The sequence below is a fragment of the Pseudomonas sp. ES4 genome (assembly GCF_050586665.1).
Taxonomy (GTDB): Bacteria; Pseudomonadota; Gammaproteobacteria; order Pseudomonadales; family Pseudomonadaceae; genus Aquipseudomonas; species Aquipseudomonas frederiksbergensis.
Genome location: NZ_JBOBDO010000004.1, coordinates 241,887 through 258,692 on the forward strand (window position 1 = coordinate 241,887; position 16,806 = coordinate 258,692).

Below are 16,806 nucleotides of genomic sequence, written 5' to 3' on the forward strand. Positions count from 1 at the left end.
CGGACGGCAGAATAATAGAAGTCCCCCCAGGGATGACCTCGACCCCTTACGGAGCGCGCAATGCAGACTTTGTACCCGCAGATCAAACCCCACGCCCGGCACGATCTGGCCGTCGATGAAACCCACACGCTGTATGTCGACGAAAGCGGTTCGCCGGAAGGTTTGCCGGTTGTGTTCATCCACGGCGGCCCCGGCGCCGGGTGTGATGCACAGAGCCGTCGGTATTTCGATCCAAACCTGTATCGTATTGTGACCTTCGACCAGCGCGGTTGCGGTCGTTCCACGCCCCACGCCAGCCTGGAAAACAACACCACCTGGGATCTGGTCGCCGACCTTGAGCGAATTCGCCAGCACCTGGGCATCGATAAATGGGTGTTGTTCGGCGGTTCGTGGGGCTCGACCCTGGCACTTGCCTACGCGCAAACCCATCCAGAGCGTGTGCACGGTCTGATTCTGCGCGGGATTTTTCTCTGCCGCCCGCAGGAAATCGAGTGGTTCTACCAGTGTGGCGCCAGTCGTCTGTTCCCCGATTACTGGCAGGACTACATCGCGCCAATTCCGCTGGACGAGCGCGAAGACTTGCTCTCGGCTTTCCATAAGCGCCTGATCGGCAACGACCAGATCGCCCAGATGCATGCAGCCAAGGCCTGGTCTACCTGGGAAGGCCGGACCGCCACTCTGCGCCCGAACCCGATGGTGGTCGATCGTTTCTCCGAGCCACAGCGCGCGTTATCGATTGCCCGTATCGAATGTCACTACTTCACCAACAATGCATTCCTTGAGCCCAACCAGCTGATTCGCGACATGGGCAAGATCGCCCATTTGCCTGGCGTGATCGTCCACGGTCGCTACGACGTGATCTGCCCGCTGGACAATGCCTGGGAACTGCATCAGAACTGGCCGAACAGTGAATTGCAGGTGATCCGTGACGCCGGCCATGCCGCTTCCGAACCTGGCATTACTGACGCACTGGTTCGCGCCGCCGATCTGATGGCCCATCGTATGCTCGACCTGGCCCCTGAAGAAGCATGAAGGGCCTGCTGCAGCGTGTGCGTGGCGCACGAGTCGAGGTAGCGGGGGAGGTGGTGGGTGCCGTCGATCAGGGATTGCTGGTACTGGTGGCGATTGAGCCCGAGGATACTCGGGCGAGCGCCGACAAACTTTTGCAGAAACTGCTTAACTATCGTGTGTTCAGTGACGCCGAGGGCAAGATGAATCTGTCCCTGGCGGATGTAGGCGGTGGGTTACTGCTGGTCTCACAGTTCACCCTGGCCGCCGATACCAGGAACGGGTTGCGTCCGAGTTTTTCGACCGCTGCCCCTCCGGCCTTGGGCGAGGAGCTTTTCGACTATCTATTAGGCAAAGCGAAACAGGTGCATGGCACTGTGGCATCAGGTAGATTCGGCGCGGATATGCAGGTGCACTTGGTCAATGACGGCCCGGTAACCTTCCTGTTACAGACCTGAAAGCGCTTGAAACATGTTTTTAAGGGCATTTCGACTATAAACAGGCGTTTTTCGCGATAAATACTTTGTTACCCCTGATGCGTTGTAACGCGGCCTACTAGATAATCGCGCGCTACGGGGATCAGCGTTCGTTGGTCCATTTTGACTTAGGTAGAGACTTGTCCTGAACCTCTTGGGGAATCATTTAGCCCCATAGGAGTCGGAACAATGCTCGCCAACTTGGCAAGAGTGGTCTGTAGGGTCGGTTTTTCCATGCCGCATTCCCCACTGGCACTTTAACTGGCCGTTGGTTTTTTGATCTGTTTTCGGCGAGGGTTGCTCGTGATTGTTAGTCCCTGTAATGCAAAATTGTCTGCCAAACGGTTACGAAGCGCTCTGGTAGCGGGCTCTGCACTGCTCTGCCTGCTCAGCGCCGGTCAGCTTTGGGCATTCAATCTGGATGATGTATCGGTCAAGGCAAAAGAGCTGGCCGGGCAGAAATACGAAGCTCCGCGCAGTAACCTGCCGAACGAGTTCCGCGAGATGAAATTCGCGGACTATCAAAAAATCCGCTTCCTGACTGAAAAAGCCGAGTGGGCCGATCAGAAGACTCCGTTCAAGCTGTCGTTCTATCACCAGGGTATGCATTTCGATACGCCGGTGAAAATCAACGAAATCACAGCCAACACCGTCGAAGAGATCAAATACGACCCAAGTCGTTTCGATTTCGGCGATGTGAAGTTCGATCCTAAAGCCACCGAACAACTGGGTTATGCCGGTTTCCGTGTGCTGTACCCGATCAACAAGGCTGACAAGCAAGACGAAATCATGACCATGCTCGGCGCGAGTTACTTCCGCGTTGTCGGCAAGGGTCACACCTATGGCTTGTCCGCTCGCGGCATGGCCATCGATACCGCTTTGCCGTCCGGCGAAGAATTCCCGCGTTTCACCGAGTTCTGGATTCAACAGCCAAAACCGGGTGACAAGCACCTGGTGATCTTCGCGCTGCTGGATTCGCCTCGCGCTACCGGTGCCTATCGCCTGACCCTGCGTCCGGGCAGCGACACCGTTGTCGACGTCAAGGCCAAGATGTTCCTGCGTGACAAGGTCACCAAGCTTGGCGTTGCGCCGCTGACCAGCATGTTCCTGTTCGGCGCCAATCAGCCGTCGAAGGTGCTGAACTACCGTCGCGAACTGCACGACTCCAGCGGTCTGTCGATCCATGCCGGCAACGGCGAGTGGATCTGGCGTCCATTGAACAATCCGAAACACTTGTCGGTGAGCAACTTCTCGATCGAGAACCCGCGTGGTTTCGGCCTGCTGCAACGTGGTCGTGACTTCAGCCACTACGAAGACCTCGACGACCGCTATGACAAGCGCCCAAGTGCCTGGATCGAACCAAAAGGCGATTGGGGCAAGGGCTCCGTCGATCTGGTAGAGATTCCGACTGCCGACGAAACCAACGACAATATCGTTGCGTTCTGGAGCCCGGAAAAACTGCCTGAACCAGGCCAGCCGCTGGAAGTCGCTTATCGCATGCACTGGACCATCGACGAAGCCGCGCTTCACGCACCGGACAGCGCCTGGGTTCAACAGACCCTGCGTTCCACGGGTGACGTGAAACAGTCCAACCTGATTCGTCAGCCGGACGGCAGCGTGGCTTATCTGGTGGACTTCGAAGGCCCGTCCCTTGCGGTATTGCCGGAAACTACGGAAGTTCGTAGCCAGGTCAGCGTTGGCGAAAATGCCGAGCTGGTCGAGAACAGCGTACGTTACAACCCTGAAACCAAGGGCTGGCGCCTGACGCTGCGGATGAAAATCAAGGACCCGAGCAAGCCTACCGAGATGCGTGCTGCACTGGTCAAGAACGCCGTGACTGCCGACCTGGCCAAGACATCGTCGCCAGCCTCCAACTCTTCCGTCGCCAAGGCTGACAAGATCGCCGCTCGGCAGCAGGAGAAGCTGGCCAAGGAAGCGAAGGAAACCAAGCAAGCCGAGGCCAAGCAGGTTGAAGCCAAGCCGGCCGAAGCCAAGCCAGTCGCAGATTCCAAGGACACGGACAACAAAGACGCCAAGCAGCCAGTCGCTGCCGAAGCGGTCCCAGCCACACCGGAATCGGTACCGACTGAAGAAGTCCTGACCGAGACCTGGAGCTATCAGTTGCCTGCCGATGAGTAATTCTCAAGTACAGCCAGAGACTCTTGCCGAGTATCTGGCGCATCTGCCGATGACCGACCAGCAGCGCGCGGAACTCGCGGGTTGCCAGTCTTTCAGCGAATTGCATGAGCGCCTTTCGTCCTCGACATTCGACGCGCCGACCGAGGCTGCTCAAGCTTCGGTGGGTCGTCGCCTGACCCTGAACACTGCCGAAGAACTGGCCGACGCTGAAATGCTGATGCTCGACGCCAGCGGCCGGGTTTGCCTGCGGGCGACCCCGCCGATTCGTCGGACCAAAGTCGTGCCGGAGCCGTGGCGCACCAATATTCTGGTGCGTGGCTGGCGTCGTCTGACCGGTCGCACCAATCCGCCGGCCCCGCCCAAGGATGAAAATGTGCTGCCGGCGGCTCGCTGGCGCACCGTCGGTTCGATCCGTCGCTACATTCTGTTGGTACTGATGCTCGGCCAGACCATCGTTGCCGGCTGGTACATGAAAGGCATCATGCCGTACCAGGGTTGGTCGTTCGTCGACCTGAACGAAGTGCTGCATCAACCGCTGTCGCAAACGGCTACGCAAGTGCTGCCGTATGCGCTGCAAACCAGCATCCTGATTTTGTTCGGGATTCTGTTCTGCTGGGTATCGGCCGGTTTCTGGACCGCGCTGATGGGCTTCCTCGAGTTGCTCACCGGCCATGACAAATACCGCATATCCGGTAAAAGCGCCGGTAACGAGCCGATCCCCAAGAGCGCGCGCACCGCTTTGGTGATGCCGATCTGCAACGAAGACGTGCCGCGAGTGTTTGCCGGTCTGCGGGCGACCTTCGAGTCGGTCGCGGCCACGGGTGACCTGGATCGCTTCGACTTCTTTGTCCTCAGCGACAGTAACGACGCCGATATCTGCGTCGCCGAGCAACAAGCCTGGCTGGACGTCTGCCGCGAAGCCAAGGGCTTCGGCAAGATTTTCTATCGCCGCCGTCGCCGTCGCGTCAAGCGCAAGAGCGGTAACCTCGACGACTTCTGCCGTCGTTGGGGCGGTGATTACAAGTACATGGTGGTGCTCGACGCCGACTCCGTGATGAGCGGCGATTGCCTGACCAGTCTGGTGCGCTTGATGGAAGCCACTCCGGACGCCGGGATCATCCAGACCGCACCGCGCGCATCGGGCATGGATACGCTGTATGCCCGCATGCAGCAGTTCGCTACCCGGGTGTACGGTCCGCTGTTTACCGCCGGTCTGCACTTCTGGCAGTTGGGCGAATCCCACTACTGGGGCCACAACGCGATCATCCGCATGAAGCCGTTCATCGAGCACTGCGCCCTGGCGCCGTTGCCCGGTAAAGGCGCGTTTGCCGGTGCAATTCTGTCCCACGACTTCGTTGAAGCGGCGCTGATGCGCCGTGCCGGCTGGGGTGTGTGGATTGCCTACGACTTGCCGGGCAGCTACGAAGAATTGCCGCCAAACCTGCTGGACGAACTCAAGCGTGACCGTCGCTGGTGTCACGGCAACCTGATGAACTTCCGGCTGTTCCTGGTAAAAGGCATGCACCCGGTGCACCGTGCGGTGTTCCTGACGGGTGTGATGTCTTACCTGTCGGCACCGTTGTGGTTCTTCTTCCTCGTGCTGTCGACGGCGCTGCTGGCGACCAACACGCTGATGGAGCCGCAGTACTTCCTGGAGCCACGTCAGCTCTATCCGTTGTGGCCACAATGGCACCCGGACAAGGCGATCGCGCTGTTCTCGACCACCGTCGTGCTGCTGTTCCTGCCGAAGTTGTTGAGCATCATCCTGATTTGGGCCAAGGGCGCGAAAGAGTTCGGTGGCAAGTTCAAGGTAACGATGTCGATGCTGCTGGAGATGCTGTTCTCCATGCTGCTGGCGCCGGTACGGATGATTTTCCACACCCGCTTCGTGCTCGCCGCGTTTCTCGGCTGGGCCGCGACCTGGAATTCGCCGCAACGTGACGACGACTCCACGCCGTGGAGCGAAGCGGTCAAGCGCCACGGTCCGCAAACCTTGCTGGGCTTCTTCTGGGCCCTGCTGGTGATCTGGCTGAACCCGAGCTTCCTCTGGTGGCTGGTGCCGATCGTCGGTTCGTTGATGCTATCGATTCCGGTGTCGGTGATCTCCAGTCGAGTCGGCCTGGGCCTCAAGTCCCGTGACGAAAGCCTGTTCCTGATCCCTGAGGAATACAATCCGCCACAGGCGTTGGTGGCGACCGACCAGTACACCCACGAAAACCGTTGGCATGCGCTGAACGACGGCTTCGTCCGGGCAGTGGTCGATCCACAGCAGAATGCCTTGGCATGCTCGCTGGCGACTTCACGCCACCGTGAGGCCGAGCCGATCGAATGGCTGCGGATCGAACGGGTGCGTCATGCGCTGAAAGTCGGGCCAGAGGGTTTGAGCAACGATGAGCGGGTGCAACTGCTCAGTGACCCGGTAGCGCTGGGTCGCCTGCATGAGCAGGTCTGGAACGAAGCTCACCCCGAGTGGCTGCAAGCGTGGCGTAAGTCGGTGAAAGCCGATCCCCATGCGCCGCTGTTGCCGCTCAAGCCGCTGAGTGTGCAGCCTCAGTTGGCCTGATAAAAAACCCCGCGAAAGCGGGGTTTTTTTTGCGCTGATGATCGGCATCAGGCAGCAAATCCTTCAAGGACATGGAATAAGGCTCGATCGGTTCGACCGCGTCGCTCCCATCGCCAGCAGGCTGGCTCCCACAGGGGATTTGTGTACGCCACGGATCCAGTGTGGGAGCCAGCCTGCTGGCGATGACGGTCTTCCTGGCGACATAACTTTCGGATTTTGCTAAACCCATGAAACAGAAAGAAGCCCAATGGCCGATTCTTCGATGCACCGAAGGATCCGCGGGCGCACGCCTTCTTGCGCCAGGTTCTCTTACCTCAGTGCCTGTTCGATCGCTTTCGCGAGCAAGCCCGCTCCCACATTGGCTTTGTGATCGACACATATCCCCTGTGGGAGTGGGCTTGCCCGCGAAGGTCTCACCTCGGTCCTTTGCGAACCGTGGCATTCACATCACCTCAAACCTTGAACCTGCCCACCAGCATCTGCAGATGCGTCCCCAACCGTGCCAGTTCAACGCTGGACGCCGCGGTCTCTTCACTGGCTGCCGAGGTCTGCTCGGACACGTCGCGCACGTTCAGCACGCTGCGGTTGATCTCTTCGGCCACGGCACTCTGCTGCTCGGCCGCGGCGGCGATCTGCTGGTTCATCGACTGAATCGCCGACACGGTGCGTGTGATGCTTTCCAGCGAGCCACCGGCGCGGCGGGTCAGTTCGACGCTGCTGTCGGTCAGGCTGCGGCTGTTGTCCATGATGGTCGCGACTTGCTGGGTACCGGTTTGCAGGCCGACGATCAGCTCTTCAATTTCTTCGGTGGATTTCTGCGTACGCTGGGCCAGGCTGCGGACTTCGTCGGCGACCACCGCAAACCCACGTCCGGCTTCACCGGCACGGGCGGCCTCGATAGCGGCGTTGAGGGCCAGCAGGTTGGTTTGCTGAGCCACGGATTTGATCACGTCGAGCACGCTGCCGATCTTGTCGCTTTCGCGTTTGAGATGCCCCATGGCTTCGGTGGAGTTGCCGACTTCCGTGGCCAGGCGCTCGATCTGGGCGATGGCTTCGCCGACCACTTTGTCACCTTCGCGGGCCTGCTGGTCAGCGGCGACGGCCGCTTCGGACGCTTCTTCGGCGTTACGCGCAACTTCCTGCACGGTGGCGGTCATTTCGTTCATGGCAGTGGCCACCTGATCGGTCTCGACCTTCTGGCTGTTGACGCCAGCGCGGGTCTGCTCAGTGACTGCCGACAGTTCTTCGGCAGCGTTGGCGATTTGCGTGACGCCGTCACCGATGCCACCGATCAATTCGCGCAGGCCCAGTGTCATGCTCTGCATGGAGCGCTGTAGCTGGCCGAGTTCATCCTGACGCTCAGAGATCAGGTTTTGGGTCAGGTCGCCGGCAGCAACACGCTCTGCCACCTTGAGGGTCTGGCTCAGGGGAATCACGATCTGGCGGGTGATGGCCCACGCGGCAAGCATGCCGAAGGCCAGCGCCAGGACAGTGGCCAGTAGCAACAGGTTTTTGGCGTGCGCGGCGTCGGTGTCGCGGACGATGGTTTGCGACGCGGTGAGTTTTTTGCTGACATCGAGCAGGAGATCGCCTTGCACGGCCATGCGCTTAAGCGCGGCAGCGCTGGCTACCTGAGAGTCTCGGAACTGGCTGACGGCGGCGCGATAGGCTTTGAGCGAGTCAGTGGCCTGCTGCAGGTTGGCGATGTGCTGTTCCGGCAGTTTGGAGGGCAGGCTTTCGAGGTTCTTCAGCGCGTTGTCGATGGCGTCCAGCGCCGGTTGCTCGGCCTCGGTCTTGCCGCTGTAGGTGTAACCGCGCACCTGGAAACGCGCTTGCTGGATCAGTTTGCTCAGGTCGATCACGCTGTTGAAATCGGCGACGCTGTCACCTTGCAGCATGGATTTTTCGACCTCGGCGACACGGGCCACGGCGTTGTCGGCAGTGGCGCCGAGTTTGCTGCGGGCGTCTTCGCGGTGGGCGCCAGCCTGGGTCATGGCGGTGAAGGCTTGTTTGTACTCACTGACGGCGGCCAGTTGCTGGTCGATCATGGCCGCGTCGGCCGGTTGTTCGATCAGCGTGCGCGCGGTTTTCAAGCCGGTATCGAGTTGGCCGAGCAGCTCGTTGACCGCACCGGGGCCTTGGTCGCCGCGACGCATTTCGTAATCCAGACGGGCCAGGCGCAGGTCTTTGGTCAGGTCATTGAGGCTGGCAATAAACCCCAGCTTGTCACCGCGACTCATCACGCCGCTCAGGCCGGTCCAACCGGTGAAGGTGATCAACAAGGTAAGCAGCAGCACCAGACCGAAGCCGACACTCAGTTTGCGATTGACGCTGACGTTCCCCAGTTTCTCGGCTAGCCATCGGTACATGCTGCAACTCCCTCGAACCATTTGTTGGTTTTATGGGAACTGTGTCGGCTGGCAGCCGGGAATCTGTAGGTGCTGCCCATATACGGGCAGGCAAAATCACCTGTGGCGAGGGAGCTTGCTCCCGCTCGGCGGCGAAGCCGTCGTGAAACCGGTGGATGAGTTCTTATGGAGAAAAACGGTGGCCGCTTCGCGCCCAAGCGGGAGCAAGCTCCCTCGCCACAGGTAGGGTGTTTGACCTTAGAAAAGGCGGGCGAGCAGCGCGGTGACGGCGGTTTCGACCCGCAGGATGCGGTCGCCGAGTTGCACCGGTTGCAGGCCGGACTTGCCGAGCAGCTCGATTTCGTAAGGAATCCAGCCACCTTCGGGGCCAATGGCCAGGGTTACCGCTTCGTCCAGGCCGCGAGGGCAGGGCGGGTAATTGCCGGGGTGGCCGACGAGGCCGAGGGTGCCCTCGGTAATGGCTGGCAGACGGTCTTCGACGAACGGCTTGAAGCGTTTCTCGATGACAATCTGCGGCAGCACGCTGTCCCGGGCCTGCTCAAGGCCAAGGATCAACTGCTCGCGAATCGCCTCGGGCTCCAGGAACGGCGTTTGCCAGAAGCTCTTCTCGACGCGATAGCTGTTCACCAGAATGATTCGTGGCACACCCATGGCCGCCACGGTCTGGAACACCCTACGCAGCATTTTCGGCCGTGGCAGGGCCAGCACCAGGGTCAGTGGCAGCTTGGCCGGTGGAGACTGGTCGAGTGTGACGCGCAGTTCGGCTTCATCGGCGTCCAGGCGCAGCAGTTCGGCCGAGCCCATCAGCCCGCCGATACGCCCCACCCGCAGGCTGTCGCCGACAACCGAACGGTGGACTTCCTGCATGTGCGTCAACCGGCGATCACGCAGGATCGCCCGGTCGGCCGCAATGAAGTCGGCCTCTTCGAGCAGCAGCAGGTTCACGGTTGAGTCGCTGGCGGCTGGTCGTTGGGGTCGTCGGCCGGTTGGTCGTCAGGGTGCTCGCCGCGCTTGCTGATCAGGCCGCCGAACAGAATGCCGATTTCAAACAGCAGCCACATCGGTACGGCCAACAGGGTCTGCGAGAAGATGTCCGGTGGCGTCAGGATCATGCCGACCACGAAGCAGCCGATGATCACGTACGGGCGGATTTTCCTCAGGTAAGCGACGTTGACCACGCCGATCCACACCAGCAGCACCACGGCCACCGGAATTTCGAACGCTACGCCGAAGGCGAAGAACAGCGTCATGACGAAGTCGAGGTAGCTGCTGATGTCGGTCATCATTTCCACGCCGGCCGGGGTGGCGGCGGCGAAGAATTTGAAGATCAGCGGGAACACCAGGTAATAGGCGAACGCCATGCCGGTGTAGAACAGCATGATGCTGGACACCAGCAGCGGCACCGCAATGCGCTTCTCATGCTTGTACAGGCCTGGCGCGATAAAGCCCCAGATCTGATGCAGGATCACCGGGATCGCCAGGAACAGCGAGACCATCATCGTCAGCTTCAGCGGCGTCAGGAACGGCGACGACACATCGGTGGCGATCATCGTCGCGCCCACAGGCAGGTATTGCCGCAGTGGTGTGGAGACGAAGGTGTAGATCTGCTGGGTGAAGGCAAACAACCCGGCGAAGATGATGAAGATCGCCGCTACACAGCGCAGCAGGCGGGTACGCAACTCGGTGAGGTGCGAAACCAGCGGCATGTGCTGGTCGTTTTCGGGGAGATCGCTCATGAGACTCGCGGCGGCAAAGTGGTGTCGTGAGGAGCCGGCGTTGTCGGCGCGGCGGCAGGAGCAACAGGTTCAGCCGGGGTGGTTGCAACAACGGGCGCCGGTTCAGCGGCTGCTACAACAGGTGCAGGTTCGGCAGCGGCCGGAGCATGAATCGTCTGCTCCGCCACAGGCTCAACCGGCTGAACCGGCGTGGCCTCCTGCTGAGTCGGCGTGAAGATCTTCCGCGCCTCCTGCTCCAGCGACAGAATGTGCTCGTTGTGCAGCTGCCGACGAATCTCGTCGGCACCGATTTCACGTTCAACTTCCTGTTTGATCGCGTTGAAGCTGCGCTTCAGACGGCCGACCCACAGGCCAGCGGTGCGCGCAGCACCCGGCAAACGCTCGGGACCCAGCACCAGCAGGGCCACGAGGCCGACGAGCAGCAGTTCAGAGAAGCTGATACCAAACATTAGTCAGTGCTCACACGTCTTTGCGGATCGGCTCTTCGACTTTTTGCGCCTGCACGTCGATGGTGTGCGGCTGGTTCACGGACTGAGTGGTCTGTGGCTGCGCGGGTGGAACCGGTTGGGCCGGTGTCACTGTCGGATCGGCTGGTTTGTCTTCATCGCTCATGGCTTTTTTGAAGCCCTTGATCGACTCGCCCACATCAGTGCCGAGGTTTTTCAGTTTCTTGGTGCCGAACACCAGCACGACAACAACCAGGATGACGATCCAGTGTTTCCAGTCAAAAATGCCCATGTCGCTGCTCCTCTCTAATAGTTGTTCAGGCGGACGGACGCGAGGCTTTCTCGACGTGTCCGGACAGACCGAAACGACGGTCCAGTTCATCGAGCACAGCCTGAGGATGCTGTCCCAGTTGGGCGAGCATGACCATGCTGTGGAACCACAAATCGGCGGTTTCGTAGATCACATCGCTGCAGTCACCGCTGATGGCGGCATCCTTGGCGGCAATGATGGTTTCGACCGACTCTTCGCCGACTTTTTCCAGAATCTTGTTCAAGCCCTTGTGGTAAAGGCTGGCGACATACGAGCTGTCGGCGGCGGCGCCTTTGCGCTCTTCCAGCACCTGGGCCAGACGGATCAACGTGTCACTCATGGGTGTGTCCTGCGCAGTAGATGGCGTGCGGGTCTTTGAGCACCGGGTCGACGGTTTTCCAGTCGCCGTTCTCGAAGACGCGGTAGAAGCAGCTCTGACGACCGGTATGGCAAGCGATGTCGCCGATCTGCTCGACCATCAGGATGATCACGTCGGCGTCACAGTCCAGGCGCATCTCATGCAGGGTTTGCACGTGGCCGGACTCTTCGCCCTTGCGCCACAGCTTGCCACGGGAACGTGACCAGTAAATGGCGCGGTTCTCGGCAGCGGTCAGTTCCAGCGCTTCGCGGTTCATCCAGGCCATCATCAGGACGCGCCCGGTCTTGTGATCCTGGGCAATCGCCGGCACCAGGCCGTCGGCGTCCCACTTGATCTCGTCCAGCCAGTTTTTCATCTTCGACTCCGACAGCGGTTCCACACTTCATGAGTAGAACCCAAGCGTTGAAACAGTGTGCCAGCGTGTGGGGGCGCTGGCTATCGACGAACGACCAGATACAAACCGACCGCCACCATGATCCCGGCCGGCCAATGCCCCAGTTCGTTCAGCGGCCCGCCGGCAGCGAGTATGGTGCCGCCGGCCAGGTGCGCACAGCCGAGCAGTCGCAGTAGCCAATCGTCCTTGCGCCGGTGCCACGGAGGCGGCGGGTCGTAGGCGTGGGGCTGGGACATGCGTTCGAGCAGGTCGCGGGCCATGTTGGCCAGGTGCGGCAGTTGTTCGAACTGGCTCTGCACGTTGCCGATCAAGGCTTTGGGGCTGACGCGCTCACGCATCCAGCGTTCGAGGAACGGCTGGGCGGTGTTCCACAAATCGAGGTCCGGGTACAACTGACGGCCCAGGCCTTCGATGTTCAACAGGGTTTTTTGCAGCAACACGAGCTGCGGCTGCACTTCCATGTTGAAGCGCCGGGCGGTCTGGAACAGGCGCATCAGCACCTGGCCGAAAGAAATATCCTTTAACGGTTTTTCGAAGATCGGCTCGCACACGGTGCGGATCGCCGCCTCGAATTCGTTGAGTTTGGTTTCCGCCGGCACCCACCCCGAATCGATGTGCAACTGCGCCACACGACGGTAATCACGCTTGAAAAACGCGAACAGGTTGCGCGCCAGGTAGTCCTGGTCTTCCGGGGTCAGGCTGCCGACGATGCCGCAGTCGATCGCAATGTACTGCGGGCTCCACGGGTTCACGGTGCTGACGAAGATGTTGCCGGGGTGCATGTCGGCGTGGAAGAAGCTGTCGCGGAACACCTGGGTGAAGAAGATCTCGACGCCGCGTTCGGCGAGCATTTTCATGTCGGTGCGCTGGTCGGCGAGGGTCGCGAGGTCAGTGACCTGGATGCCGTAGATGCGCTCCATCACCAGCACTTTCGGCCGGCACCAGTCCCAATAGACTTGCGGCACGTAGAGCAGCTCCGAGCCGTCGAAGTTACGCCGCAACTGGCTGGCGTTGGCCGCTTCACGCAACAGGTCGAGTTCGTCGTAGATGGTTTTTTCGTAGTCCTGGACCACGTCCACCGGGTGCAGCAGGCGCGCGTCGGCCGAGAGTTTTTCGGCGGCGCGGGCGAGGATGAACAGCCACGCCAGATCCTGCGCGATGATCGGTTTGAGGCCCGGGCGGATCACCTTGACCACCACTTCTTCACCGGTTTTCAGCTGCGCGGCATGCACTTGCGCCACCGACGCCGAGGCCAGCGGTTCGACGTCGAAGCGGCTGAAGACTTCGCTGATCTTTTTGCCGAGCTGTTCTTCGATCAGCCTGACCGACACTTGCGAGTCGAACGGCGGTACGCGGTCCTGCAGTTTCATCAGCTCATCGGCGATGTCTTCCGGCAGCAAGTCGCGGCGGGTGGACAGGATTTGCCCGAACTTGATGAAAATCGGTCCCAGGTCCTGCAACGCCAGACGCAATCGTGCGCCGCGGCTCAGGTCCAGCGTCTTGCGCGGGAACCAGCGCCACGGCAAGGCGTAGCGCAACGCCAACAGAAACCACGGCAGTGGCAGGGCGAACAACAGGTCATCGAGGCGGTAGCGAATCACAACGCGCTGGATGCGCAACAAACGGCGGACGGCAAGCAGCTTCATGCGTTATCGCTTGGGTCGAGGGATCGGGAGAGGCGCTCGAAACGCGCCTCGAGACGTTCCAGATCGAGTTTGATCTGGTCCAGTTCACTGAAACGGGCTTCGGCTTCGCGCTGACCGCCGAGGGTGCGCGATTCTTCGGCCAGGTATTCGCCAAGGTTCTGATTGAGGCTGGCGAACCCTTGCTGATACCAGCGTGCGCGACTGCGCAGGTGACCGCCGAGCAGTTGCGTGGCGACAGGCCCCAGCCAGCGCGAGAGTTCGTACTCCCAGTCCAGTTCAAGGTCCTGAAGGATCGCCGCCAGTTCCAGCAGCACGCCGCTGTCGCCATCGAGTTCGACTTCAGGAGCATGCAGGATCGAAGTCTTGTCCTTGCTCATGGCCAGTTTCAACAGGCTGGAGGCCGGTGCGCGCAAGGTGCAGTCGGCGCCGGTTTCCCACTGGGAAGCCAGCATCAGGCCTTCGTCGCTGGGCAGGATGAACAGTTGCAGTGCCGGGCTGCGGCAGTCGACGGCAATCACCTTGCCACTCAAATGCGCCAGCCGCGGCAACGCCGTGCTGTCGAGACGCAGCACCCGGTTCAGACCGAGTTCAACGCTGGCGAGCAGGCCGGCCAGCAACATCAGGGCTTGATGCCACGGTGCAGGGCGACGATGCCTGCGGTCATGTTGTGGTAGGTCACGCGGTCGAAACCGGCTTCGACCATCATCGATTTCAGGGTTTCCTGATTCGGGTGCATGCGGATCGATTCGGCCAGGTAGCGATAGCTTTCCGAGTCGTTGGTGATCAGCTTGCCCATCAGCGGCATGAAGGCGAACGAGTAGGCGTCGTAGGCTTTGGACATCAGCGCGTTGGTCGGTTTGGAGAACTCCAGCACCAGCAAACGGCCTCCCGGTTTCAGCACGCGCAGCATCGAGCGCAGGGCGTCTTCTTTATGGGTAACGTTGCGCAGGCCGAAAGCGATGGTCACGCAGTCGAAATGGTTGTCCGGGAACGGCAGCTTTTCAGCGTCGGCCTGGACGAATTCGACGTTGCCGGCCACACCCAGGTCCAGCAGGCGGTCACGACCGACCTTGAGCATGGATTCGTTGATGTCGGCCAACACGACCTGGCCGGTCGGGCCAACGAGGTGCGAGAACTTCTTGGTCAGGTCGCCCGTGCCGCCGGCGATGTCCAGCACGCGGTTACCGGTGCGAACGCCCGACAGCTCGATCGCGAAACGCTTCCACAGACGGTGCATGCCGCCAGACAGGAGGTCGTTCATCAAGTCGTACTTGGCGGCTACCGAGTGGAATACCTCAGCGACTTTTTCCGCTTTCTGGCTTTCCGGAACGTTTTTGAAGCCGAAGTGAGTGGTGGGTTCGGCATCGCTGCCTTTGCGCTGATCAGTCATATCGCTGTCACCAAAAGAGAATGCGGGACATTCTAATCCTGGTGGCCTGCTTTGTCTTGGCAAGGCTGCAGGTAAGATAGCTAACCGCCGGGACGTTTTGCCGCAGTAGCGGTCAAGATGCTTCAGGAAAGTATTCATAAAGCAGGAGTCATTCGATGGCCCGTATTAGTGTTGAGCGTGCCCATGGCCTGGGTAAGGAAGCGGCCCGCGAGAAGGCTGATCTGTTGGCGCAGAAACTGTCCGATCAATATGGCCTGGAGCCGCAATGGTCCGGCGACACCCTGAACCTCAAGCGTTCCGGTGTGAAAGGCGCGGTGTATGTGGGCGAGGACTCGATCAAGGTCGATGTCGAACTGGGCCTGTTGATGTCAGCCATGAGCGGCACCATCAAATCGGAAATCGAAAAGGCGCTGGATAAAGCGTTGGCCTGATTGAAATCCCTTCCCCTGTGGGAGTGAGCCTGCTCGCGATAGCGGTCCGTCAGTCAACATTGATTTCGACTGATAGACCGCTATCGCGAGCAGGCTGGCTCCCACATTTGTTTTGTGGTGTGCCCAAGGGTTTGTGTCAGTTGTTAGGGTGCCGTTTCTAATTATTCTCACTACTTTGTGCCTGAGCCCGACGCTTTCGCGGGCAGTTCCTCAAACCTTCTGCGCGTGAGGTGCACCATGGCCAAAGTTATTTTGAAGAAAAAAATCGACGCTTCGACGACTGCTCTGAGCGACGTTAAATCTTATGCCCGCAAGATCTGGCTGGCAGGCCTGGGTGCCTACACCAAGGTCGGCCAAGAGGGCAGCGAGTACTTTCAAGAGTTGGTAAAGGCTGGTCAAACTGTTGAAAAGAAAGGCAAAAAAGTAGTTGCCGAGAAGCTTGAAGCGGCCAATGCCGAGATCGATGAAGCCAAGAGTGAAGTGAGCACTTTCAAAGGCAAGGTCGAACTTCAACTCGACAAGGTCGAGAAGGCTTTTGACTCGCGTGTCGCAAGTACCTTGAATCGTATCGGCATTCCGTCTAAACATGACGTTGAGACACTCTCTGCCAAGCTCGATGAGCTGACGGCATTGCTCGAACGCGTCGCGCGTAAATCTTAAGGAGAACGGGATGGCTGGTAAAAAGAACACCGAAAAAGAAGGCAGCTCGTGGATTGGGAAAGTCGAAGACTACTCCCGCAAAATCTGGCTGGCTGGTTTAGGCGTGTACTCGAAGATCGACACTGACGGCAGCAAGCTCTTCGATGCATTGGTTAAAGACGGCGAGAAAGCCGAGAAGCTCACCAAGAGCGCTGTCGGCAAAAAAGTCGATGCTGCCAAGGACTCTGCTACGTCGGCCAAGTCGCGCATCAGCGGTGTGAAAGATCGCGCACTGGGCAAGTGGGATGAGCTGGAAGGGGCTTTCGACAAGCGTCTGAACAGCGCCATTTCGCGCCTGGGTGTACCGAGCCGCAATGAAGTCAAGGCACTGCACAGCAAGGTCGATACCCTGACCAAGCAAATCGAAAAACTCACCGGTGCCAAGGTAGCGCCTGTTGCGGCGAAAACCGCGGCGGCCAAACCTGCAGCCAAGTCCGCTGCCAAACCACTGGCCAAAGCTGCCGCTAAACCGGCTGCCAAACCAGCGGCCAAAACTGCCGCAGCGAAACCTGCAGCGGCCAAGGCAGCAGCAAAACCAGCCGCTAAACCGGCTGCCAAAACTGCAGCGGCCAAACCCGCTACCAAGCCAGCGGCCAAACCTGCCGCAGCGAAGAAGCCAGCGGTGAAAAAGCCGGCAGCGCCGAAAGCGGCTGCACCAAAACCAGCAGCGGCTGCCGCCAAACCGGCAACCCCGGCCCCGGTCAGTGCATCGAACTCCGCAACTGCGCCGACCCCTGCTGCAACCCCGACTGTCGCGCCAGTTCCTTCGACGCCAACCAGTCAGTCCTGATTCCAGGGCTCAAGAAAACGCCCGGCCTGC

17 protein-coding genes and 1 pseudogene are annotated in these 16,806 nt (G+C 60.0%); 7 read left to right on the forward strand and 11 right to left on the reverse strand.

Going from position 1 to position 16,806, the window contains the following annotated elements:
* Nucleotides 1-60 precede the first annotated feature (60 nt).
* The 4 genes from pip (at nt 61) to mdoH (ending at nt 6,186) form a co-directional block, all read left to right on the forward strand.
* Nucleotides 61-1,032, forward strand: a complete 972-nt coding sequence (pip, locus tag ACQ4OB_RS06985) for a prolyl aminopeptidase (RefSeq protein ID WP_074872830.1) — start codon at nt 61-63, stop codon at nt 1,030-1,032.
* The gene (dtd, locus tag ACQ4OB_RS06990; protein ID WP_074872833.1) at nt 1,029-1,466 is read left to right on the forward strand and encodes a D-aminoacyl-tRNA deacylase; all 438 of its coding nucleotides are present in this window, start codon (nt 1,029-1,031) and stop codon (nt 1,464-1,466) included. The genes pip and dtd overlap by 4 nt, the downstream gene beginning before the upstream one ends.
* A gap of 321 nt (nt 1,467-1,787) precedes the next feature.
* Nucleotides 1,788-3,623 (forward strand): glucan biosynthesis protein, encoded by a 1,836-nt coding sequence (locus ACQ4OB_RS06995; protein ID WP_430955356.1) that lies wholly within the window; start codon nt 1,788-1,790, stop codon nt 3,621-3,623.
* The gene (gene mdoH, locus ACQ4OB_RS07000; RefSeq protein WP_074872838.1) at nt 3,616-6,186 is read left to right on the forward strand and encodes a glucans biosynthesis glucosyltransferase MdoH; all 2,571 of its coding nucleotides are present in this window, start codon (nt 3,616-3,618) and stop codon (nt 6,184-6,186) included. The genes ACQ4OB_RS06995 and mdoH overlap by 8 nt, the downstream gene beginning before the upstream one ends.
* 452 nt (nt 6,187-6,638) lie before the next feature.
* Here mdoH and ACQ4OB_RS07005 read toward each other — a convergent pair whose 3' ends face one another.
* The 11 genes and pseudogenes from ACQ4OB_RS07005 to ubiE form a co-directional block, all read right to left on the reverse strand.
* Nucleotides 6,639-7,511: a methyl-accepting chemotaxis protein gene (locus tag ACQ4OB_RS07005; protein WP_404942672.1), complete on the reverse strand. Its 873-nt coding sequence runs from the start codon at nt 7,509-7,511 to the stop codon at nt 6,639-6,641.
* Nucleotides 7,497-8,576 (reverse strand): annotated as a pseudogene (locus ACQ4OB_RS07010) (methyl-accepting chemotaxis protein); the annotation flags it as partial. The gene ACQ4OB_RS07005 and the pseudogene ACQ4OB_RS07010, both read right to left, overlap by 15 nt.
* A 216-nt stretch (nt 8,577-8,792) precedes the next feature.
* A complete protein-coding gene (locus tag ACQ4OB_RS07015) occupies nt 8,793-9,500 on the reverse strand; it encodes a 16S rRNA (uracil(1498)-N(3))-methyltransferase (protein WP_430955357.1) in 708 nt (235 codons plus the stop codon).
* Complete coding sequence (gene tatC, locus ACQ4OB_RS07020) at nt 9,497-10,291, reverse strand: twin-arginine translocase subunit TatC (protein WP_074872848.1); 795 nt, start codon at nt 10,289-10,291, stop codon at nt 9,497-9,499. Before tatC ends, ACQ4OB_RS07015 begins: the two co-directional genes overlap by 4 nt.
* The gene (gene tatB / locus ACQ4OB_RS07025) at nt 10,288-10,740 is read right to left on the reverse strand and encodes a Sec-independent protein translocase protein TatB (RefSeq protein ID WP_074872851.1); all 453 of its coding nucleotides are present in this window, start codon (nt 10,738-10,740) and stop codon (nt 10,288-10,290) included. Before tatB ends, tatC begins: the two co-directional genes overlap by 4 nt.
* A gap of 10 nt (nt 10,741-10,750) precedes the next feature.
* Nucleotides 10,751-11,029 (reverse strand): twin-arginine translocase TatA/TatE family subunit, encoded by a 279-nt coding sequence (locus tag ACQ4OB_RS07030; RefSeq protein ID WP_074872853.1) that lies wholly within the window; start codon nt 11,027-11,029, stop codon nt 10,751-10,753.
* A gap of 25 nt (nt 11,030-11,054) precedes the next feature.
* On the reverse strand, nt 11,055-11,387 hold the full coding sequence (locus tag ACQ4OB_RS07035; RefSeq protein ID WP_430955358.1) for a phosphoribosyl-ATP diphosphatase: 333 nt from the start codon (nt 11,385-11,387) through the stop codon (nt 11,055-11,057).
* A complete protein-coding gene (hisI, locus tag ACQ4OB_RS07040) occupies nt 11,380-11,781 on the reverse strand; it encodes a phosphoribosyl-AMP cyclohydrolase (RefSeq protein WP_017336101.1) in 402 nt (133 codons plus the stop codon). The genes ACQ4OB_RS07035 and hisI overlap by 8 nt, the downstream gene beginning before the upstream one ends.
* An 80-nt stretch (nt 11,782-11,861) precedes the next feature.
* Nucleotides 11,862-13,466, reverse strand: coding sequence for a ubiquinone biosynthesis regulatory protein kinase UbiB (gene ubiB, locus ACQ4OB_RS07045; RefSeq protein WP_074872859.1), 1,605 nt, complete (start codon nt 13,464-13,466; stop codon nt 11,862-11,864).
* Entirely contained in the window at nt 13,463-14,086 is a 624-nt protein-coding gene (locus ACQ4OB_RS07050; protein ID WP_430955359.1) for a ubiquinone biosynthesis accessory factor UbiJ, read from the reverse strand. Before ACQ4OB_RS07050 ends, ubiB begins: the two co-directional genes overlap by 4 nt.
* A complete protein-coding gene (ubiE, locus tag ACQ4OB_RS07055; protein ID WP_007948968.1) occupies nt 14,086-14,856 on the reverse strand; it encodes a bifunctional demethylmenaquinone methyltransferase/2-methoxy-6-polyprenyl-1,4-benzoquinol methylase UbiE in 771 nt (256 codons plus the stop codon). Before ubiE ends, ACQ4OB_RS07050 begins: the two co-directional genes overlap by 1 nt.
* Before the next feature lie 155 nt (nt 14,857-15,011).
* Here ubiE and ACQ4OB_RS07060 point away from each other — a divergent pair, with 155 nt between their 5' ends.
* The 3 genes from ACQ4OB_RS07060 to ACQ4OB_RS07070 all read left to right on the forward strand — a co-directional run bounded on the left by ACQ4OB_RS07060 (nt 15,012) and on the right by ACQ4OB_RS07070 (nt 16,776).
* Nucleotides 15,012-15,287, forward strand: a complete 276-nt coding sequence (locus ACQ4OB_RS07060; RefSeq protein ID WP_074872865.1) for a polyhydroxyalkanoic acid system family protein — start codon at nt 15,012-15,014, stop codon at nt 15,285-15,287.
* Between the two features lie 237 nt (nt 15,288-15,524).
* On the forward strand, nt 15,525-15,947 hold the full coding sequence (locus tag ACQ4OB_RS07065; protein WP_074872868.1) for a phasin family protein: 423 nt from the start codon (nt 15,525-15,527) through the stop codon (nt 15,945-15,947).
* Nucleotides 15,948-15,957: 10 nt separating this feature from the next.
* Entirely contained in the window at nt 15,958-16,776 is an 819-nt protein-coding gene (locus tag ACQ4OB_RS07070; protein ID WP_074872871.1) for a phasin family protein, read from the forward strand.
* Nucleotides 16,777-16,806: the final 30 nt, after the last annotated feature.